16 protein-coding genes are annotated in these 19,481 nt (G+C 65.0%); 7 read left to right on the forward strand and 9 right to left on the reverse strand.

Going from position 1 to position 19,481, the window contains the following annotated elements; genetic code table 11:
* Positions 1–48: 48 nt before the first annotated feature.
* Positions 49–2,589, forward strand: a complete 2,541-nt coding sequence (locus jaqu_RS17955) for a penicillin-binding protein 1A (RefSeq protein WP_089268440.1) — start codon at positions 49–51, stop codon at positions 2,587–2,589.
* A 258-nt stretch (positions 2,590–2,847) separates the two neighbouring features.
* Here jaqu_RS17955 and jaqu_RS17960 read toward each other — a convergent pair whose 3' ends face one another.
* Both jaqu_RS17960 and jaqu_RS17965 read right to left on the reverse strand, forming a co-directional pair.
* Positions 2,848–6,624 (reverse strand): efflux RND transporter permease subunit, encoded by a 3,777-nt coding sequence (locus jaqu_RS17960; protein WP_084630026.1) that lies wholly within the window; start codon positions 6,622–6,624, stop codon positions 2,848–2,850.
* The gene (locus jaqu_RS17965) at positions 6,621–7,934 is read right to left on the reverse strand and encodes an efflux RND transporter periplasmic adaptor subunit (protein ID WP_043920387.1); all 1,314 of its coding nucleotides are present in this window, start codon (positions 7,932–7,934) and stop codon (positions 6,621–6,623) included. The genes jaqu_RS17960 and jaqu_RS17965 overlap by 4 nt, the downstream gene beginning before the upstream one ends.
* A 158-nt stretch (positions 7,935–8,092) precedes the next feature.
* Between jaqu_RS17965 and jaqu_RS17970 the strand changes: the two genes are divergently transcribed.
* The 4 genes from jaqu_RS17970 (at position 8,093) to jaqu_RS17985 (ending at position 11,977) form a co-directional block, all read left to right on the forward strand.
* The gene (locus jaqu_RS17970; RefSeq protein ID WP_043920388.1) at positions 8,093–8,719 is read left to right on the forward strand and encodes a hypothetical protein; all 627 of its coding nucleotides are present in this window, start codon (positions 8,093–8,095) and stop codon (positions 8,717–8,719) included.
* Between the two features lie 44 nt (positions 8,720–8,763).
* Entirely contained in the window at positions 8,764–10,074 is a 1,311-nt protein-coding gene (locus tag jaqu_RS17975; protein WP_043920389.1) for a PQQ-like beta-propeller repeat protein, read from the forward strand.
* 37 nt (positions 10,075–10,111) lie between these two features.
* Positions 10,112–11,557, forward strand: coding sequence for a ribosome biogenesis GTPase Der (gene der, locus jaqu_RS17980; protein WP_043920390.1), 1,446 nt, complete (start codon positions 10,112–10,114; stop codon positions 11,555–11,557).
* A gap of 162 nt (positions 11,558–11,719) precedes the next feature.
* The gene (locus jaqu_RS17985; protein WP_043920391.1) at positions 11,720–11,977 is read left to right on the forward strand and encodes a hypothetical protein; all 258 of its coding nucleotides are present in this window, start codon (positions 11,720–11,722) and stop codon (positions 11,975–11,977) included.
* Between the two features lie 44 nt (positions 11,978–12,021).
* Here jaqu_RS17985 and grxD read toward each other — a convergent pair whose 3' ends face one another.
* The 3 genes from grxD to jaqu_RS18000 are packed head-to-tail and all read right to left on the reverse strand — an operon-like array spanning position 12,022 to position 12,862.
* On the reverse strand, positions 12,022–12,384 hold the full coding sequence (gene grxD / locus jaqu_RS17990) for a Grx4 family monothiol glutaredoxin (RefSeq protein ID WP_043920392.1): 363 nt from the start codon (positions 12,382–12,384) through the stop codon (positions 12,022–12,024).
* A complete protein-coding gene (locus tag jaqu_RS17995; RefSeq protein ID WP_043920393.1) occupies positions 12,381–12,623 on the reverse strand; it encodes a hypothetical protein in 243 nt (80 codons plus the stop codon). The genes grxD and jaqu_RS17995 overlap by 4 nt, the downstream gene beginning before the upstream one ends.
* On the reverse strand, positions 12,620–12,862 hold the full coding sequence (locus jaqu_RS18000; protein ID WP_043920394.1) for a BolA/IbaG family iron-sulfur metabolism protein: 243 nt from the start codon (positions 12,860–12,862) through the stop codon (positions 12,620–12,622). The genes jaqu_RS17995 and jaqu_RS18000 overlap by 4 nt, the downstream gene beginning before the upstream one ends.
* A 152-nt stretch (positions 12,863–13,014) precedes the next feature.
* On the opposite strand from jaqu_RS18000, the gene jaqu_RS18005 reads away from it, so the two are divergent.
* Entirely contained in the window at positions 13,015–13,329 is a 315-nt protein-coding gene (locus jaqu_RS18005; RefSeq protein ID WP_043920395.1) for a hypothetical protein, read from the forward strand.
* A gap of 7 nt (positions 13,330–13,336) precedes the next feature.
* Here the strand turns inward: jaqu_RS18005 and ispG are convergent, their stop codons facing one another.
* From ispG to jaqu_RS18025, 4 genes are all read right to left on the reverse strand, one after another.
* Entirely contained in the window at positions 13,337–14,470 is a 1,134-nt protein-coding gene (gene ispG / locus jaqu_RS18010) for a flavodoxin-dependent (E)-4-hydroxy-3-methylbut-2-enyl-diphosphate synthase (protein ID WP_043920396.1), read from the reverse strand.
* 59 nt (positions 14,471–14,529) lie between these two features.
* Entirely contained in the window at positions 14,530–15,834 is a 1,305-nt protein-coding gene (locus jaqu_RS18015) for a helix-turn-helix domain-containing protein (protein ID WP_043920397.1), read from the reverse strand.
* A 162-nt stretch (positions 15,835–15,996) separates the two neighbouring features.
* Positions 15,997–17,223 (reverse strand): 5-aminolevulinate synthase, encoded by a 1,227-nt coding sequence (hemA, locus tag jaqu_RS18020; protein ID WP_043920398.1) that lies wholly within the window; start codon positions 17,221–17,223, stop codon positions 15,997–15,999.
* Between the two features lie 148 nt (positions 17,224–17,371).
* The gene (locus jaqu_RS18025; RefSeq protein WP_043920399.1) at positions 17,372–17,926 is read right to left on the reverse strand and encodes a hypothetical protein; all 555 of its coding nucleotides are present in this window, start codon (positions 17,924–17,926) and stop codon (positions 17,372–17,374) included.
* A 121-nt stretch (positions 17,927–18,047) separates the two neighbouring features.
* On the opposite strand from jaqu_RS18025, the gene jaqu_RS18030 reads away from it, so the two are divergent.
* Entirely contained in the window at positions 18,048–19,427 is a 1,380-nt protein-coding gene (locus tag jaqu_RS18030) for a M20/M25/M40 family metallo-hydrolase (RefSeq protein ID WP_043920400.1), read from the forward strand.
* The last annotated feature ends 54 nt before the right edge of the window (positions 19,428–19,481 follow it).

Genomic DNA, 19,481 nt, shown 5'->3' on the forward strand with positions numbered 1-19,481 from the left:
CAAGGGGTTTATCCTATGGTTCGGGCAGTCCACGGCGCCATCACCGGCGTGTTCATGTTCATTCTTTCCGCCATCGGCGGATTGTTCTCGGCGATCACGTTGGGGATCATCGCCGCCGCCGTGACGGTAGGCGCCATCCTCTGGATGTACGGTCGGGACCTCCCCGATCATGAGCAGCTCGCGCAATACACGCCGCCCACGATCAGCCGGATCTATTCCGGCGAAGGCCGCCTGATGGACGAATTCGCGCGCGAACGCCGGCTTTTCACGCCCGCCGAAGAGATCCCCGATCTGGTCAAGCAGGCTTTCATCTCTGCCGAGGACAAGAACTTCTACGTCCATGCGGGCTATGATCCGCGCGGCATCCTTGCCGCCGGTGTCGAGGCGGTCCGCACGCGTGGCGAAACGATCCGCGGGGCCTCGACCATCACGCAGCAGGTGATGAAAAACTTCCTTCTCTCGTCCGACCGGTCCGCCGAACGGAAGGTCAAGGAGATCATCCTGGCCTCCCGCATCGAGGAGACGCTCGACAAGGAGGGCATCCTCGAACTCTACCTCAACGAGATCTTTCTCGGACAGAACAGCTATGGCGTGACCGCCGCCGCACAGACCTACTTCAACAAGCCGCTGGATGAGCTGACGCTGGAAGAGGCGGCCTATCTCGCCGTGTTGCCCAAGGCGCCGAGCGACTATCATCCCGTCCGTCAGACCGAGCGCGCCATCGGGCGCCGCAACTTCGTCCTGCGCGAGATGTGGGAGAACGGCTATATCAGCCGCGAGGAAATGGAGACGGCGCGGGAGAAGCCGCTTTTGACCGTCCAGTCCGGGCACTTCAGCTCGTTCCGCTCCGCTTTGCCCGACCGCGACTACTTCACCGACGAAATCCGTCGTCAGCTTGTCCGTGACTTCGGCGAGGAGGCGTTCTTCACGCAGGGTTTCAGCGTTCGCGCGACCGTCGACGCAGAGATGCAGCGGGTCGCGGCGCAGGCCTTGCAGGGCGCGTTGGAATCCTACGATCGTCAACGCGGCATCTGGCGCGGAACCGGCAAGAAGCTCGAAGAGGCGCAACTGGCCGACGGAGCGTGGCGGGATGCGCTGAGCGGTGTCGATGTCGCGCGCGACATCGAACTGGACAATCGGTGGCACCCTGCCGTCGTTCTCGAGATCGGCGATCAGGCCATGACGCTCGGCGTCGAAGATGTGGACGGAACCGTTTCCGTCCCCCGCGAAGACATCCAGTGGATGCGCGGCAGCTTCTTCGACAATTTCGAGCGCGGCGATGTCGTCCACGTTCGGCAGATGACGAATGACAGCGACGGCTCGCTGATCCGCTGGTCCCTGCGTCAGGTGCCGGAGGTCCAGGGCGGCTTCATGGCGATGGACGTCAACACGGGCCGGGTGCTCGCGATGCAGGGCGGGTTCAGCTATCAGGATTCCGTCTTCAACCGGACGACCCAGGCCCAGCGCCAGCCGGGCTCCAGCTTCAAGCCCTTCGTCTACGCGGCCGCGCTCGACTCGGGCTATCAGCCGAACACCATCGTTGTGGATGCGCCCATCGAGATCGATCAGGGCAACGGAGAGATCTGGCGCCCGAAGAACGCCTCGAACCGCTACTACGGCCCGTCGCCCCTGCGAACCGGGATCGAGCGGTCAAGGAACCTGATGACGATCCGTCTCGCGCAGGATGTCGGGATGGGCGTCGTCGGCAGCTACGCCGAACGCTTCGGTGTTTACGACCGCATGGATCAGCTTCTGGCCAACTCGCTGGGAAGCCAGGAGACCACGCTTCACAACATGGTCGCGGCCTATGCGATGTTCGCCAATGGCGGCGAACGGGTCGAGCCGACATTGGTCGACCGCATTCAGGACCGCTATGGCCGGACCGTCTATGCCCACGACCAGCGCGAGTGCCGCGACTGCGAGCAGTTCGCGTCGTTGACCGAAGGCTACGGCCCCCGCATCGTCTCCAACCGCGAACGGGTCATGGATGCGATCACGGCCTATCAGCTCACGTCGATGATGACCGGCGTGGTCGATCGCGGGACGGCATCGAAGACGGTGAACCTCCCAGTCCCGATCGCAGGCAAGACGGGCACGACCAACGACGCGAAGGACGTCTGGTTCGTCGGCTTCTCATCGCAGATCGCGGCCGGATGCTATATCGGCTACGACCAGCCGCGCAGCTTGGGCCGCGGTGCGTCGGGTGGCGGCATGTGCGGGCCCGTCTTTCAGGAGTTCATGTCGAAGGCCATCGAGAAGTATGGCGGTGGCCAGTTCGAAGTGCCGCCGGGCGGCTACTTCGTGAAGATCGACCGGTATTCCGGGCAGCGCCTTCCGGATTCGGCGTCCGGAGAGCATGTCGTGGCCGAATACTTCCGCGACGGTGACGATACCTATGCTGGGCTGGGCGGCATTACCATCATCGACGGTGGCTTTGCGATGGCAGGGGACTTGCCGCTCTTTGGCCGTGGTGAGGGCGACGAATATGGCGGCGGGTCCGCCACTCAGGTCCAGACGTCGACCGGACGTCAGGTCGTCGTGCCGCCGCGGGCGAGTTTCGGGTCGCTGTCGAGCGGCGGGCTCTACTAGCCCGCCGGTTCCTTCGGCGGGTCGCCTGGGCGGTCCGCGGTTCTCGTGAGAGACAGCCGGACGCGGAGACCGGCGGGTCGGCCCGTGTAAGTAAGGCGTGCGCTTCTTGAAGACGGCCATTAGGACGCGGAGTGGACCCAAACGGTCGCTTCCTCCCCAGTCACAAGCGCCCTATTGAGGCCGACCCGGGCTTCGCGATGTAGCTCGCCCTCCTGATCGGACGACCGACCTTAGATGCGACATCCGCAGCGGAGGCGCTTACTCGGCTGCGTGGGGCGGGCGCCTCCTCGGTTCTTCGGCTGAGGTCTCGTCGGCCGTATCGTCGCCTTCCGACACTGCGTCCGCTTCCGGAACGTCCGCCATTCTGCTCGGCGCAGCGCTTCCGGCCGTCTGGTCCGGCCTTGCGACGACCGGGTAGGTTACGGGTTCCTCCTCTTCCTCTGCCCAGAGCAGGAGCGGCTGGCGGATGCGGCGGGCCTGACGCGTCAGGGTCCAGTCCTGCCCCCGTCGGCTCAGCCGGGCGGCGCCCAGTCGGCCGATCCCTCGGAAGGCCGCACCGGCGATCACCCAGAACCAGATCCGCAGCGCCAGCATCGACGGCGTGAAGAGAAGCGTCAGGACCGTCGCGACGCCCAGGCCCCACACCACGGCTGTCGCGAGCTGGATCCACCAGAGCGCAGTCGGAGATCCGAAGGAATAGCCCCCGCCGATGAAGTCGACCGAGATCCCGAACATCATCGGCGTCAGGCCGGCCATCGTCGTGAGCGTGGTCAGCAGGACGGGCCGGATCCGATCCTCGGCCGTTCTGACGATCGCCTCGAGCTTGGGCATGTAGCGGGCGTAGTCCTGATACGTGTCGATCAGCACGATGTTGTTGTTCACGACGATCCCCGCCAGCGCGACGATCCCCGTGCCCGTCATGATGATGGAGAATGCCTGATCCATCACGAGCATGCCGATCAGGACGCCAGTCGTGGACAGGACGACGGCCAGCAAGACGAGCACGGCGTTGTAGACCGAATTGAACTGAGCCAGCAGAATGATGAACATCAGACCCAACGCGCCCAGAAAGGCCGTCTGGAGAAAGGCCTGACTTTCGGCCTGTTCCTCCTGATCGCCGGTCCATTCGAAGCTGACCGAGGCGGGAAGGGGAGAGTTGGGTCCCTGGAGCAGTTCCGTCAGCTCTCCGATCCGTTCATTCGCTGTGACGGGCTGGCCGTCGGCTTCGCCTTCGGGAACGACGGATCCGTCGGATGTGACAACCAGACCGGCGGCCACATCCGCCTTCACATCGAAATAGCGCTGCTGATCGACGCGGTTGATCTCTGCCAGTTGAGGCACGGGGCGCCGGGTGATGAAGTTATCAAGCGGCACCAGCCCGTCGACGGTGCGCACGCGCAGGGAGTCGAGCGTGGAGAGGACGCGATCTTCCTCGGGCAGGCGCACGCGGATTTCGATTTCCTCGTCCGAACTGTCGACCCGCATCGTGTCCAGCAGGATGCCGCGCGTCACCAGCTGGACCATCGCGCCAACGGTCGCGACATCGGCGCCGAACCGGCCCGCCTTCTCGACATCCACGTCGATTTCCCAGTCGATGCCGGGAAGGGGCAAGGTGTCCTCGATGTCGATCAGCCCCGGGGTCGATTGGAAGACCGCGGCCATGTCGGCTGCGGCCTGCTGGAGATCTTCCCAATTGTCTCCCTTCAGCCGCAGGTGGACCGGCTTGCCTTGGGCGGGGCCGCGATCCTGCCCGGAGAGATCTACCTTGATGCCGGGGATCGTGCGCAACCGTTCCAGAAGTGCATCCGCGATGACGTCACCGTCATAGGATGGGTCGACCACGGTTCGGTTCACCGTGAATCCGAACAAATCGAACCACGGCTCCGACACGGTCGGCCGTTCCTCCCAAGGGATCATTTCGATCTGGACCTGGCCGATCGTGTCCTTCGGTCCGCCACCCCCGCCGGGCCCGCCGGTGTTGAGGCCGCCGTCGCCGGCAAAGGCGAATGCCGAGGCGATCCCCGGTGTTTCGAGCACCATCCGCTCGGCCTGACGCAGCAAGGTGTCCTTTTCCTCAAGCGACAGGTTGCCGCGTGCCCGGACGTAGACGTTGCCCTGCTCCAGCTCGCTTTCGACAAAGAATTCGACGCCGTTGTTGTTCTCGCCGAAGATCATGAACGTGGTCACGACGGCGAAGCCGACCGCGCCGATGGCGACCAGCGGACCGACCGGATTTCCCACGATCAGGTTGACGAAGTGGCCGAAGGGTTTGCGCCGATATCCGGCCTCGACCCGCTTGCGCCGGCGCAGGAAGCGCAGCGAATGCATGGCGGACGAAAGAACGAAAGTGCCGAACAGGAACAGAGCTGGGCCGAACACCGCAATGATTGGACCGGGCATCCACGAGGCGACGGGCGTGTCGCCCAGATATCCAGGCGCGATCGCCTGCAGGATGCCCTGCACCATCAGGAACGCGGCAAAGACGCCGATGGTGGCGCGCAGGACCCACGGCATGTTCGCCCGCATCCGGTCGCCTTGCCGTTCGAGGAAGCCGGTAAAGCGCCCCGCGACGCCCCCGAGTACCGGCAGGTAGACCAAGGCCACGACAAGGGATGCGGACAGCACGAAGATCAGCGTGACCGGCAGCATGCCCATGAACTCTCCCGGGATGCCGGGCCAGAACAGCATCGGCAGAAAAGCGCAGAGTGTGGTCGCGGTGGACGACACGACCGGCCAGAACATCCGCTTGGCCGCCTCGACATAGGCCCGCATCGGGCCAGAGCCTTCAGAGATCCGCTTGTCCGCATATTCGACCACGACGATGGCGCCGTCGACCAGCATGCCCACCGCGAGGATCAGGCCGAACATCACGATGTTGGATACCGTGATGCCCATTACCGCGAGCAGGGCGAAGCACAACAGGAACGAGGTCGGGATCGCGAACCCGACCAGCAGCGCCGACCGGGTCCCGAGAGCGGCGAGCACGACGATCATCACCAGCGCAATCGCCGTCAGGACGGACCCTTCGAGCTGTGTGACCATCGACCTGACGGTGCGCGATTGGTCCAAAGTCACGGACACGTCGACCGCCTCGCGCAGCTCGGCGGGCCAGGTCGCGACCTGGGCGTCGATCTCGGCCCGCACATCGGCGGCCGTGTCGATGATGTTGAAGCCCTTCCGCTTCACCACCTGCAAGGCGACGGTACTCTCGCCGTTGAACCGGGCCGTCCCCTCGCGGTCTTCGAAGGTCAGATTGATCTCTGCCAGATCTCCGAGGGTGACGATCCGGTCGCCGTCGGTCTTGACGGGGAGGTCGTAGACATCCCGTGCTTCCTCGAAGCTGCCGGGGATCTTGACCGGAAACGCACCTGACGCGGTCTCGACCGAACCTGTGGCAACCAGAAGGTTGTTCTGCGTGACCACGTTGACCAGTTCATTGGCGGTGACATTGTAGGCTTCCAGCGCCAACGGGTCGATCAGCACCTCCAGCATTTCGTCCCGATGGCCGGCAAGGCCCGCTTCCAGAACGGCGGTCATGCCCTCCAAGCGGTCCTGAAGGTCGTTCGCCAGACGCAGAAGCGTCCGCTCCGGCGCGCTGCCGGACAGAGAGACGATCAGGATCGGGAATTCGGAGAAGTTGATCTCGGTGATCTGGTACTGCTCGGCGCCGTCGGGGAAGTCGGCCTCTGCCCGTCCCATCGCATCGCGGACATCCGCGATCGTCTCGCCTTTGTCCCATCCGAACTCGAATTCCAGGAATACTCCGGCAAAGCCTTCGGATGCGGTGGCATCCATGGACTTCAGACCATCGAGCTCGGACAGCTCGGTTTCCATCGGCTTGATCAGCAGTTTCTCGGAATCCGACGAACTGATCCCGGCAAAGGGGACCGAGACGAAGACACCGGGGATGTCGATGTCGGGCTCGCCCTCTTTGGGAAGCTGGAGGTAGGAGTACGACCCCGCTGCGATGGACAGCAGGACGAAGGCGATGACCATGCGGGCGCGCGACGCGGCCCAGTCGACGATCCCGGTCATTGGGTGGCGTCCCCGTCTTGCGGCTCACGGAATGTCGCGATCACGGGAACTCCGTCCGTCACGTATTCCTGACCGACGACGATGACCTCCGCCGTGTCGGGGAGATCTGCCAGCAGGACGCCGTCGACGGTATCGCGGATCAGCGTGGCGGTCGCGAAGGCAGCGCGGCCGTCCTCGATCACACGCACACCGAGGGTCCCTTCATCATTCAGGGTCAGGGAAGAGGCGGGCAGCATGTGAGCCCGCGTCGGCGCGGTCCGGATGAGTATCTCGGCGGTCTGGCCGTCGCGGACTGTCATATCGGCATTCGGGACGGTCACCTCGACCCGGAACGTGCGGGTCATCTCGTCCGCCGACCGGGAAAGAAAGGTTACCTGTCCCTCGGCGGTTGCCCCCGAGGCAAGACGTGCGGTCGCTTCGGCGCCGACTTCGACGCGGTCCACCTGCGCCTCCGGCAGGAACCCGACGAGGCGGATCGGATCGAGCTGGACTATCTCGGCGCAGGAGGATCCGGGCTGAAGGAGGCTGCCGAGTTCCGCGGTATCGGTCTCGAGCAGTCCGCCGAAAGGGGCCTCGATGGTCAGCTTCTCGATCTCGAGCCGCGCATTCTCGACCGAAGCCTCGGCCGACTCGACGCCCGCGACGGCTGACTCGATCCCCGCGCCGACCGTCTCCAGCCCGGTTTGTGCCGCGGTGAGCGCGGCTTCTGCGGCCCGCAGCGTCGCGTCGGCGCCGGCGACACGGGTCTGCGAGGCGAACCCGTCCTGTCCCAGCCGCGCGGCGGCGTTCTGTGTGATCTGCGCCTCTTCCAGGCGGGCCTGCGCCTCTGCGACCCGTGCCTGCGCTTCGGGAACGCGTGCTTGCGCTTCGGGGACGCGTGCGCGGGCTTCCGCCAGTCGTGCTTCGGCCTCTGCCAGCACCGCGAGGCGCGATCCGGGGTCGAGTTCGCAAAGCAGTTCGCCCGCTTCGACGAAGGCGCCCTTCCGAATGGGTTCGGACACGACCGAACCGGTCGTCTCGGCTGCGACGATGACCTTGCGCGCCGCCTCCGTCTGTCCGCGGACCATGACCGCATCCGGCACTTCCCGCGCCACGGAGCGCACGGCCACGACATGGACTTCGGCCCGGTTCTGCCCGGTTTCCGCCGTCGCGATCGGCGCGGGGTCCTCGGCCGCGGGTTCCGCCTCCGGAATGATCTCCTCTTCGCCGGTCACGCCCCCGACGAACGAGAAGAGCGCGTCCCGGTTGAGAACGACGAAGAACAACGCGACGCAGACCAGTGCGGCTGAAACGACGGGAAAGAGCTTCATGAAATCCTCGCATAGGCGGGCACGTTGCCCACGGACGCGATTCTTCTCTGAACCGCTCGGTTCAGTTTTAGGTATGTCGAGTGCAGACCACAAGTCGGCATATGCCCTTTTCCATTGCGCCCACCCGCGCTAGACGCGCGTGTCAAGGAGGAGTGCGAATGGCGAATACGGACAGCTTCATCGACGAAGTCACCGAAGAGGTCCGCAAGGACAGGCTTTTCAAACTGCTTCGACGCTGGGGCTGGGTCGCGATCTTGGCTGTTCTGCTGCTTGTCGGCGGCGCGGCCTGGACCGAGTGGCAGCGAAGCCGGGACGCAGCCGAGGCGCAAGCCTTCGGCGATGCCATCCTCGCAGCAGCCGCCGAGGGCGAGCCGAGCGCATTCGACGCCGTTCCGACCGCCACCGAGGAGCAGGCTGTCCTTCTGGCTTTCCTGCGCTCTGCGACCGCGGAAGAGATCGACGCTGCTGGCCTTATTGCACTGGGAGAGCGGGACGATCTTCCGCAGCGACTTCGCCATCTCGCACTGCTCAAGGGGTTGATGGCCGGAGGGAGCGGGGATGCCGAGCGGGATGCCGCCATCCTGACGCAACTCGCCGAGGCGGGCGCGCCCTTCCGCTTCCTCGCAATAGAGCGTCAGGCGCATGCGGCCCTGGCGTCCGGCGACGAGGATGAAGCCGTCGCGCTGCTCACAGGGCTCACCGAAGAGGCTGGCGTTCCCGAGGCCTTGCGCCGTCGCGCCACGCAGACGATGGTGGCGCTGGGCGTCGTGCCCGATCCGACCTGAAATTCGGACGCCACGATGCTTCGGGACAAGGACGGACGGTAGATATGCGCGCAAGCTTCGGGATCGTCGCGGGACTCGCGCTGCTGACCGCCTGTACCGACCCTGACCCGGTCCTTCCCGGCGACCGGGAGGAGGTCCGGCCCGGCCGCGGCCCCGGTGTGGTCGCCGCAGCATCCGAAGCACCTGGTTCCGCACCGATTTCCTTGCCGGCAGCTCGTAATCTGGCGGACTGGCCGATGCGCGTGGGGACGGCCACGAACGATCCCGCCCACGCTTCCCTGCGGGAGGCCCCCGTCCTGGCCTGGAGCGCGGATATCGGTCAGGGAGACACCCGCCGTCAAAAGATCACCGCCGATCCTGTCAGCGATGGCACGCGGGTCTTCGCGCTGGACGCGCGATCCACGGTCAGTGCGACCGCGGTCGGGGGCGGGACCGTCTGGTCGCGGAACCTGGTTCCGGGAACCGATCGCGCGACGGATGCGTCCGGCGGCGGTCTGGCCGTGGTCGGTGGCACGCTCTACGTGACGACGGGCTTCGGTGAGCTTCACGCTCTCGACGCTGCCACGGGCCAGGAGCGGTGGGTACAGCGCCTGGACGCGCCTTTGACGACGCCGAAGGCCGTCGATGGTCTTGTCTACGTGGTGAGCCGCGACAGCCGGGCCTGGGCGATCGACGCCGATCAAGGTCGCATTCAGTGGGAACTGCCCTCCGCGCCGGCCGCAAGTGTCACGGCCACGGCACCCGCGCCCGCGATCGATGGGCGCCTGGTCGTGTTTCCCTTCGGGTCCGGAGAGATCGTCGCGGCCTTGCGTCGGACCGGTGTGCGCGTCTGGGGCAGCAGCGTTTCGGGCCGCAGGCTCGGCGTCGCCTATAGTGGCGTGGGAGACATCACCGGCGACCCGGTCCTGTCGGGCGGGCTTGCCTATGCAGGCACCACGGCGGGTCGCATCGTCGCTTTGAACGTCAATTCCGGGGAGCGGGTCTGGACAGCCCGCGAAGGCGCCGTCAGCCCGATGGTGGTGAAGGGCGGCGCGGTCTTCGCCGTGACGGACCGTGCGCAACTCGTCAGGCTGGACGCTGCCACGGGCGACGTCGTCTGGCGGGCTGACCTGCCGTTCTACAAGGCGCGGCGTCTCGGTCGGAGAGAGGGCGTCTTCGTCCATTACGGCCCGATCCTTGCAGGCGGACGCCTCTGGGTGGCCTCCTCCGACGGAGGTCTCAGGGCGTTCGACCCCGTCTCTGGTGCTTTGACGGCCGCAGCCGACGTTCCGGGCGGGGCGGCGTCGCGTCCTATCGTGGTGGGCGGTACGATGTATGTCGTCGGCCGCAGGGGACAGCTTCACGCCTTCCGCTGAATGGGCTAAGCGGCGTCCCTGATCCCGGAGACGCCTCATGTTCACGCTCGCCATCGTCGGTCGCCCCAATGTGGGCAAGTCCACGCTGTTCAACCGTCTGGTCGGCAAGCGGCTTGCGCTTGTCGACGACCAGCCCGGCGTCACGCGCGACCTGCGCGAGGGCACGGCCCGTCTTGGGGACCTTCGCTTCGAGGTGATCGACACCGCCGGGCTGGAGGATGCGACGGATGACAGCCTACCGGGGCGCATGCGGCGCTTGACCGAACGGGCGATCGCCGTGGCGGATGCGTCGCTCTTTCTGGTCGACGCGCGAACGGGGCTCACGCCCACGGATCGCGAGGTCGCGGATCTGCTTCGCCGGTCCGGCCATCCGGTTCTGCTGGCGGCCAACAAATCTGAGGGACAGGCGGCCGAGGCCGGCTTCCTGGAGGCCTACGAGTTGGGTCTCGGAGAGCCGCTGGCACTATCTGCCGAACACGGCGAGGGGATGGCGGAACTGGCTGCCGTTTTGCGCCCCCTGATCGACGCGCATGTCGACGAGGAGGCGGACGCGGGTGTCGGCGTCATCGAAGGGGAGGAGGACCTAGAGGATTGGCGCCCGACCGCAAAGCGTCCCCTTCAGGTTGCAGTGGTCGGGCGGCCGAATGCGGGCAAGTCGACGCTGATCAACCGGATTATTGGCGAGGACCGTCTGTTGACGGGGCCGGAGGCTGGGATCACGCGCGACTCCATCGCTCTCGGTTTCGATTGGGACGGCGTGCCGATGCGGCTGTTCGACACGGCCGGCATGCGCAAGAAGGCCAAGGTCCAGGAGAAGCTGGAGAAGCTGTCGGTCTCCGACGGTTTGCGGGCGGTGAAGTTCGCGGAAGTCGTGGTCGTCTTGCTCGATGCGGCGATCCCTTTCGAAAGTCAGGATCTCCGCATCGCGGACCTCGCCGCGCGCGAAGGTCGGGCCGTCGTCGTCGCCGTGAACAAGTGGGATCTGGAGGAGAACCGGCAGGAAAAGCTGGCCGAACTGAAGGAAGCGTTCGAGAGGTTGTTGCCACAGCTACGCGGCGCGCCCCTCGTGACCGTCAGCGCCCGGACGGGGCGTGGCCTGGATCGCCTGCATGCCGCGATACTGAAGTCGCACGAGGTCTGGAACCGGCGCGTGCCCACGGCGCGCCTGAACCAGTGGCTTGAGGCGATGGTCGGTGCGCATCCGCCACCCGCGCCACAAGGCCGTCGGATCAAGCTGCGCTACATCACCCAGGCAAAGACACGCCCGCCGGGATTCGTCGTGATGTGCTCTCATCCCGATGCCGTGCCGGACGCTTATCGGAGATATTTGATTAACGGCCTCAGGCTGGATTTCGACATGCCGGGCACGCCGATCCGCCTCCATCTGCGGGGGCAGAGCGACGCGAATCCGTTCAAGGGCAGGAAGAAAACGGCGCCGTCCAAACTGCGCAAGCATACCGAGGGCAAGCGGCGCCAGAGTTAAGATATCAGGCCGGTCGAGATCCGGATCGCTCGATCCCTTTCAAAAAAATGTAATAAAAACAGAATATAAAGACATTCTTGCGTCATGAGTCGGACAGACGTCCGGCCGCTCGCTCCGTCATCACGTCTCCAATCGCAACCGCTCTCGCAAAGGAGACCTCACATGAGCATCGCGACCGCAAAGACCTTCTTCAACGACGAAACCGGCGCCGTGACCGTCGACTGGGTCGTCCTGACCGCCGCCCTCGTGGGCCTGGGCCTCGCCGTCATGGGTGTCGTTCAGACCGGCGTCGGCGACCTGACCGGCGATATCGGGGCCCAGCTTGGCAAGGACCACATGGTTCAAACTCAGTTCGATGCCGCCGCGAACGCGATCCTTGGTGGTGCAGAAACCCAAACACCAACAGAAGTGACTCCCTGATCGCTCTATACTCCGCTCGCCCCGCGCGGGCGAGCGGACACCTTTCAGGCGTTGGCCTTCCTGATCTCGTCGGCTTTGTCGGCGTCGAAGGCCACGCCTTTTGCCTTGAGCATCTCGTCCAACTCTCCGGACAGCGTCATCTCTGTGACGATGTCGCAACCACCGACGAACTCACCTTTTACGTAAAGCTGCGGGATCGTCGGCCAATCGGAGTAGTCCTTGATGCCCTGGCGGATATCGGCGTCGTCAAGGACATTCACGTCCTGGAAGTCGATCTCCATATAGTTGAGCACACCGGCCACGCGGCTCGAAAACCCGCATTGCGGCATCGACTTGGTACCTTTCATGAACAGGACGACGTCGTTGTTCTTGACGGTCTCGTCGATCTTGCTCTGCGCGTCGCTCATTGCTTGTCCTTTCTGGGCACGAAGGCCCGTGCATATTCCTGTGGGTCCTTGGGAACCCGCGTTGTCATCTGGCTCCCGCCGCCGAGGCCCGAGAAATACTGGCTCTCGATTTCCGTGTAGCCCTTTCCGGGATCCACCCCGCGGGGACGCCCCGGCCCCTCCGCGCGCATGATCCACCAGGCCCGCGCGACGAGGATCGCAAGGATGATCCCCGCGAGGATCGTCGCAAGCGTCGTCATGATGGGGCCCGCGTCGTCAGAGCGAGCGCATGCAACTCGCCGTTCGCACCGTCCATCTTGCCCTTGAGCGCGGCGTAGACGGCACGTTGCTGGGCAACGCGGCTCTGACCGCGGAAGCTTTCGTCGATGACCTCTGCGGCGTAGTGGTTTCCATCGCCCGCCAAATCCGTGATCGTGATTTTCGCCTCGGGGAAGCTCTCCCGGATGAGAGTCTCGATCTCGTGGGCTTGCATGGCCATGAAACCCCTCCTCTTGGAACGCACGCGCCTCCCTGTCAATTAATCAGCAGAGGCGAGAGCGGCAACCTGTCTCGCCAGTTTCCGGAACTGGCCTTGCCGCCGCCCACCGTCATGCGTGATAGTGCGCCATTACGATCGAAAGGATCCGCGCCATGCCCGGCCCGACGACCAAGCCTGCCCATCCGGCTATCCGCTTCTACGTCCGTTCCGTTGCGGCCGGGTTCGGACTGGCTGCCGTCTTCACGGCGCTCTTGCTCTGGCAGGACGTGGCCGGGTTGCGCCACTTGGTCACGCATGTTCAGGGGGGGTGGCTGGCCCTGTTCCTGCTGTGGTTCTTCAACGGGATCGTTCTGAGCGGTGCACAGGCTTCCGTCTCTCTCCTTCTGCAGGCAGAGCGCGAGGACGACACCCCGCAGGGGGGGCGCCGGGCCCCGGCAGGTACGCAGCCGATCCGCGTCAAGATTTGACGGAAGTCTATTCTGCCGCCGTCGCCTGACCGGCGCGCTCCGCCTCCAGTTCGGCGGACTTCTTCTCGACCTGCTCGACGATATGGTCGACCATCTGGTCGTTCGTCATCTTGTGGCTTTGCTTGCCTGCCAGATAGACCATTCCGGCCCCGTTGCCGCCGCCGGTGAATCCCACATCGGTCATCAGTGCTTCGCCGGGACCGTTCACGACGCAGCCGATGATGCTGAGCGACATGGGCGTCTTGATATGTTCCAGCCGCTTCTCGAGGGTTTCCACGGTCTTGATCACGTCGAAACCCTGTCGCGCGCAGGAGGGGCAAGAGATGATGTTAACGCCCCTGTGCCGTAATCCGAGTGACTTCAGGATCTCGTAGCCGACCTTCACCTCTTCGACGGGATCGGCAGACAGGCTTACACGGATCGTGTCGCCGATGCCCATCCAGAGCAGATTGCCAAGCCCGATGGCCGACTTGATCGTCCCGGATGTCAGGCCGCCAGCTTCGGTGATGCCAAGGTGGATGGGCGCGTCGGTCGCGTCTGCGAGGCCCTGATAGGCGGCCGCAGCCAGGAATACGTCCGAGGCCTTGCAGCTGATCTTGAACTCGTGAAAGTCGTTGTCCTGCAGGATGCGGATATGATCGAGACCGGACTCGATCATCGCTTCCGGGCAAGGTTCGCCGTATTTCTCAAGCAGGTGCTTTTCGAGACTACCAGCGTTCACCCCAATGCGGATGGAGCAGCCATGGTCGCGAGCGGCCTTGATGACCTCCCGAACCCGTTCGGCGTTGCCGATGTTGCCGGGATTGATCCTCAGGCAAGCGGCCCCTGCCTCGGCCGCCTCGATGCCGCGGCGATAGTGAAAATGAATGTCGGCGACGATCGGGACGGGGCTTTCTGCTACGATCTCGCGCAGGGCCTTCGAAGAGGCCTCGTCGGGCACGCTGATGCGGACGATGTCGGCTCCGGCTTCGGCACAGGCCTGGACCTGCGCGATGGTCGCCGCGACATCCGTCGTCACCGTATTCGTCATCGTCTGAACGGAAATCGGCGCATCGCCACCGACGGGCACGTTGCCGACCATGATCTTTCGGCTGGGTCGACGGTCGATCTGGCGCCAGGGCCGGATGGCGTGGAGCGACATGAAAGGGCCTCCTGCGGATGGCCCTTAGCTAGGGCCCGCAGCACCGCCGCGCAACCGGCCTAATCGGCCGGGCTGTCGGGCTCTCCGGCCTGCTGCAGCTCTGCGACGACGCGGGCGATATCGCTATCCGACTGAAGATCGGCTAGGGCGTAGGCCTGCGTCACGCTGTCCGCTGCGAGTGGTATGCCCGAAACGACCTGCACACCGGGGGCCACCGGTCCATACGTCTGTCCTGCGACCGAGAAATAGACCCCACCGGAGTTCCCCGTCCGTAACGTGGCGGGCGCATCCGCCACGGGCACCTCATAAGTCTCCCCGGGCTGCATCACCTTTTCGAGAAGCGTCGCGCCGTCTGCGGCCCGCACCCTGATCCAGGTTTCCTGTGCTGCGACGAGCACCACCGCCTCCGGCACCTCTGCGAGGACACGGGGCGTGTCGGTGCGGTCATCTTCCGGGTCGGTGGCCAGCGCCTCGGCCACAACGGCGTCGAGCGTCGCAGCGAAGGTATTCGAAGCTACGTTCCGCCGGGGGTCAAGCTCATCCGGAGAGACGGGCCGTGGCGTCGCGGAGGCCAGCGCGCCGACAGCACCCGGCGTGATCGTCGAGATGGGCGCATCGCGTGCCGTCAGGATCGGCGCTTCCAGAGCGCGCGGACGGTAGAGTTGCGCCAACGCATCGCGTGTGGCGGCGACGTCCGGAGTTTCGGGCGCAGAAGGCGCCGTCGGTGCCAGTGGATCGAGTTCCGCGACGATGACCGGCGCCTCTTCGACCGGAGAGATCTGCACGCGCTGCACTTCCTGAAGGATGGTCCAGCCGCCGTAGCCGATGCCGCCGACCAGCAACAGAAGAACGGCAAGCGAGCCTAGCGCGCCGGGCTCGAATCCTGCGAAGACCGGCGTGGCGCGGCGCGCGAATGGATTTCCTGCCCCTGCGAGAGGATCGATATCCGCCGCGGCCATCGGTTTCTTAACCGCCATCCCGGGGCCCGGGGCTGTCAGAGCGGATCCGAGAGATGTCCGGCGCGACACCTCGGATTCCATCGGTTTCAATGCATTGATGCCGCCGAAGCCGGATTCTTCGCAGAAGCGGGCGAAGACGATCTCCGGATCCATCTCGAGATAGCGGGCGTAGGATCGGACGTAGCCCGCTACGAAAGAGAGACTGTCGAACTGGCTGAGATCAGCGTTCTCGATCGCGGCGATGTAGCTGGCCTTGATGCGCAACTCGCGTTGCACGTCCATGAGCGATTTGCCCAGCGTCGCACGCTCGCCCCGCATCTCGTCGCCGAGCCGCATGTCGTAGCTGTCATAACCGCGTTCAGGCTGAACGACGGTCGTCTTGGTCTTGGATCGCCGGCCGAACATAGACCACTTGCCCCATAATTCCTGGGCACGCCTCTGGCGGGCATGTCCCTGTCAAAATGCCGAGCACCGTCATTTGTCCCCGGCGCCCCACTGCCTGCGACTAAACTAGCACCACAGTGCTCACAATGCACGGAAAGATTAATGACAGCCTAAAGGTCAAATTCAGGCGGAAGCCTGCCGACGGCTCAATGCGCATTGCGACCACAGATTGTCCATCGCGCGAACGAGCCCGTCCAACATATCCGGTGTGTGGACCGGCGAGGGCGTGAAGCGAAGCCGTTCCGTCCCCCGTGGAACGGTGGGGAAGTTGATCGGCTGCACGTAGACGCCGTGATCCGAGAGCAGACGGTCTGAGATCATCTTGCACTTCACCGGATCACCCACATGGACGGGGACGATGTGGCTTCCGTGGTCGATGATCGGCAAGCCCAGTCCGCGCAGCCTTAGCTTCAGGCTCGCCGCGCGTTCCTGATGGAGATCGCGCAGGGCCCGGTCCCGCTTGAGATGAGCGACGCTCGCCGCTGCGCCGGCCGCGATCGACGGAGGCAGGGATGTGGTGAAGATGAAGCCGGGCGCGTAGCTCCGGATTGCGTCACACATCTTGGCCGAGGCGGCGATGTAGCCCCCCATCACGCCATAGGCCTTGGCAAGCGTTCCGTTGATGATGTCGAGCCGATGCATCAAGCGGTCGCGCTCGGCCACGCCCGCGCCGCGGGGGCCATACATTCCGACCGCGTGAACCTCATCTACATACGTCAGGGCGCCGAACTCGTCGGCAAGGTCGCAGATCGCCTCGATAGGGCCGAAATCCCCGTCCATCGAATAGACGCTCTCGAATGCGATCAGCTTGGGCGCCGCGGGGTCATCCGCTTGAAGAAGCTCTCGCAAGTGATTGACATCGTTGTGGCGGAAGATGCGCTTCGCCCCTCCGTTCCGGCGGACGCCCTCGATCATCGAGGCATGGTTCAGGGCGTCGGAATAGATGATCAGGCCGGGGAACAGCTTGGGCAGCGTGCTCAGCGTGGCATCGTTCGCGATGTAGGCCGATGTGAACAGAAGGGCTGCGTCCTTGCCATGCAGGTCCGCCAGTTCGGCCTCGAGCCGCTTGTGATAGACGGTCGTCCCCGAAATGTTTCGCGTGCCGCCCGACCCCGCGCCTGCGGCATCGACCGCTTCGTGCATCGCCTGCAGGACAACCGGGTGCTGCCCCATGCCCAGATAATCGTTCCCGCACCAGACCGTGATATCCGCTTCGGTGCCGTCGGGACGGGTCCACGTCGCGTGAGGAAACTGTCCCCGCCGCCGTTCGATGTCGATGAAAGTGCGGTAGCGGCCTTCGCGGTGCAGGGTGTCGATCGCGGCGTCGAGCGCGCCGTCATAGTCGGTCATGCAAACGTTCTCTCTTGGACTGCCCTGCACATAAGGTGAGAACTGTATTTGGAACAGGTCCAAAACGTCGCGCACCGGTTGGACCTTTCGCCTACCTGGCAGGCGAACCGACCTTGCTCCGGCGGCGTCCGTTCAACGCTTCGCAGCGTCAGTCGCGCACCGCAATCTGGCAATCCCGCTGCCCGCAGGACTGCAATGCTGCCGCATCGCTGGTTCCCGTCCCCCATGCGCCCGTCGAGGGTGAGATCGCGATCCGAGACCCCTGACGCGCATAGTCCCGGCCTCGAACGATTCCGGTCGCGGTCTGGCTCAGGCTCAGGCCGCGTCCCTCCCGGAACCGGCGCGGAACCACATCGGCGACGACGACGCACCGCGCGCCGCCCCCGCGCTTGCCATCGCACCCCCGCCGTGCAGCCGCGCGCGCGGCTTCGAGGCTGTGATAGTTGAACGCCCCCGTGGTCGAGGCGTGCTGCAGTCCGTGGACAGGAGAAGCGGCCATCGCACCGTAATACTGCAGCTGCGCGACCTCCGGCAGTTTCGCGAGCGTTGCGCGATCCGCATCCGTCAGGAATGTCTGGTCTCCGACCCGAACCACACTCCCCCGAGCGTCGAAGAGCTGCCGCTTCGCCGCATTCTGGTCCGGCGCTTTCTGGGCGGCTGCGGGAGCGGCGAGCAGAAGCGCAAGAAGCGCGGATCGGAACATGGTCGGGATCTCCGTCTGAATCGCCGCGACCCTATCGGGCCGCGCCAGCGAAGCCCAGCCTTGCCCCGGACAGACGGGCGCGCGAAATCAAGTTGGAAACCGATCCGCCTAAGGGGGCCTCATGTCCGATCCTTTGCCCGCCATCCTGAACCGTCTCGACACCGGTCAGGCCGCCGCTCTGGAGCGGCTGTTCGAGCTGCTCCGGATCCCCTCGATCTCTACCGATCCGTCCTATGCCGGGCCGTGCGACGATGCGGCCGAGTGGCTGGTGGCCGAGTTGCGCTCGATCGGCTTCGAGGCGTCCAAACGGGAGACACCCGGCCGTCCGATGGTGGTCGCCCATGGCGGTGAGGGACAGCGGCATATGCTGTTCTACGGGCATTACGATGTCCAGCCGGTCGATCCCCTTGGCTTATGGGATGGGGATCCGTTCGAACCCGTCGTGATCCGGACGCCGACCGGTCAGGCGATCCGCGCCCGTGGTGCCTCGGACGACAAGGGCCAATTGATGACCTTTCTCGAAGCCTGCCGGGCCTGGCGTGCCGAGACAGGGAGCCTGCCTTGCCGCATCACGGTTCTGTTCGAGGGCGAAGAGGAATCCGGATCGCCTTCGCTCGTCCCGTTCCTGCGTGCCCATGCCGACGAACTCCGTGCCGATCTGGCGCTCATCTGCGATACTGGGCTTTTCGACGACCGCGTTCCCGCGATCATCCGTAGTCTTCGTGGCCTGCTTGGCGAGGAGATCACGATCGAGGGGCCAGACCGCGACCTGCATTCAGGTCTCTACGGGGGGATGGCGCGTAATCCGATCCGTGTCCTGACGCGCATCCTCGGAAATCTCCACGACGATCGGGGACGGGTCAGGATCCCGGGCTTCTACGACGGTGTCGACGATCTGGACGAAGCGACCGCGGCGGCCTGGGGCGAACTGGGCTTCTCCGAAGAGGAGTTTCTGGGCACGGTCGGTCTGTCCTCTGCCGCCGGGGAGGATGACCGGACCGGGCTCGAACAGCTCTGGTCGCGGCCGACGGCGGAGATCAACGGGATCTTGGGTGGATATACCGGCGAAGGCTTCAAGACGGTGCTTCCGGCGAAGGCGTCCGCGAAGGTCAGCTTCCGCTTGGTCGGCGGACAGGATCCGGTCCGGCTTCGCGAGAATTTCCGGGACTGGGTCCTTTCGCAGGTCCCGAAGGATTGCCGCGTGTATTTCGCCGATCACGGCGCGTCCAAGGCTGCCCGGATGGATACGTCCGCCCCCGCCTTCGAAGGGGTGCGTCAGGCCCTCTCCGATGAATGGGGCGAGGAGGCCGCATTCGTCGGCTTCGGCGGCTCGATCCCGATCGCCGGGCATTTTCAGCAAGAGTTGGGCATGCAGTCGGTGCTGACGGGTTTCGCCAAGGACGGCGACCAGATCCACTCTCCGAACGAGAAGTACGATCTGGACTCCTTCCACAAGGGCGCGCGCAGTTGGGCGCGCGTGTTGGCCCGGCTCGGATCCTGAACGCAAGAACCCCCGGCCGTTATCGGGCCGGGGGTGGAGGCGCGGGGGAGGGGC

It is taken from the genome of Jannaschia aquimarina, from assembly GCF_000877395.1.
Lineage (GTDB): Bacteria > Pseudomonadota > Alphaproteobacteria > Rhodobacterales > Rhodobacteraceae > Jannaschia > Jannaschia aquimarina.

Coding starts and splice junctions, on each gene's coding strand:
- jaqu_RS17960 (WP_084630026.1), bottom strand. CDS start 6,624: ATGACCGGGATCGTCGACTGGGCCGCGTCGCGCGCCCGCATGGTCATC.
- jaqu_RS17965 (WP_043920387.1), bottom strand. CDS start 7,934: ATGAAGCTCTTTCCCGTCGTTTCAGCCGCACTGGTCTGCGTCGCGTTG.
- jaqu_RS17970 (WP_043920388.1), top strand. CDS start 8,093: ATGGCGAATACGGACAGCTTCATCGACGAAGTCACCGAAGAGGTCCGC.
- jaqu_RS17975 (WP_043920389.1), top strand. CDS start 8,764: ATGCGCGCAAGCTTCGGGATCGTCGCGGGACTCGCGCTGCTGACCGCC.
- der (WP_043920390.1), top strand. CDS start 10,112: ATGTTCACGCTCGCCATCGTCGGTCGCCCCAATGTGGGCAAGTCCACG.
- jaqu_RS17985 (WP_043920391.1), top strand. CDS start 11,720: ATGAGCATCGCGACCGCAAAGACCTTCTTCAACGACGAAACCGGCGCC.
- grxD (WP_043920392.1), bottom strand. CDS start 12,384: ATGAGCGACGCGCAGAGCAAGATCGACGAGACCGTCAAGAACAACGAC.
- jaqu_RS17995 (WP_043920393.1), bottom strand. CDS start 12,623: ATGACGACGCTTGCGACGATCCTCGCGGGGATCATCCTTGCGATCCTC.
- jaqu_RS18000 (WP_043920394.1), bottom strand. CDS start 12,862: ATGGCCATGCAAGCCCACGAGATCGAGACTCTCATCCGGGAGAGCTTC.
- jaqu_RS18005 (WP_043920395.1), top strand. CDS start 13,015: ATGCCCGGCCCGACGACCAAGCCTGCCCATCCGGCTATCCGCTTCTAC.
- ispG (WP_043920396.1), bottom strand. CDS start 14,470: ATGTCGCTCCACGCCATCCGGCCCTGGCGCCAGATCGACCGTCGACCC.
- jaqu_RS18015 (WP_043920397.1), bottom strand. CDS start 15,834: ATGTTCGGCCGGCGATCCAAGACCAAGACGACCGTCGTTCAGCCTGAA.
- hemA (WP_043920398.1), bottom strand. CDS start 17,223: ATGACCGACTATGACGGCGCGCTCGACGCCGCGATCGACACCCTGCAC.
- jaqu_RS18025 (WP_043920399.1), bottom strand. CDS start 17,926: ATGTTCCGATCCGCGCTTCTTGCGCTTCTGCTCGCCGCTCCCGCAGCC.
- jaqu_RS18030 (WP_043920400.1), top strand. CDS start 18,048: ATGTCCGATCCTTTGCCCGCCATCCTGAACCGTCTCGACACCGGTCAG.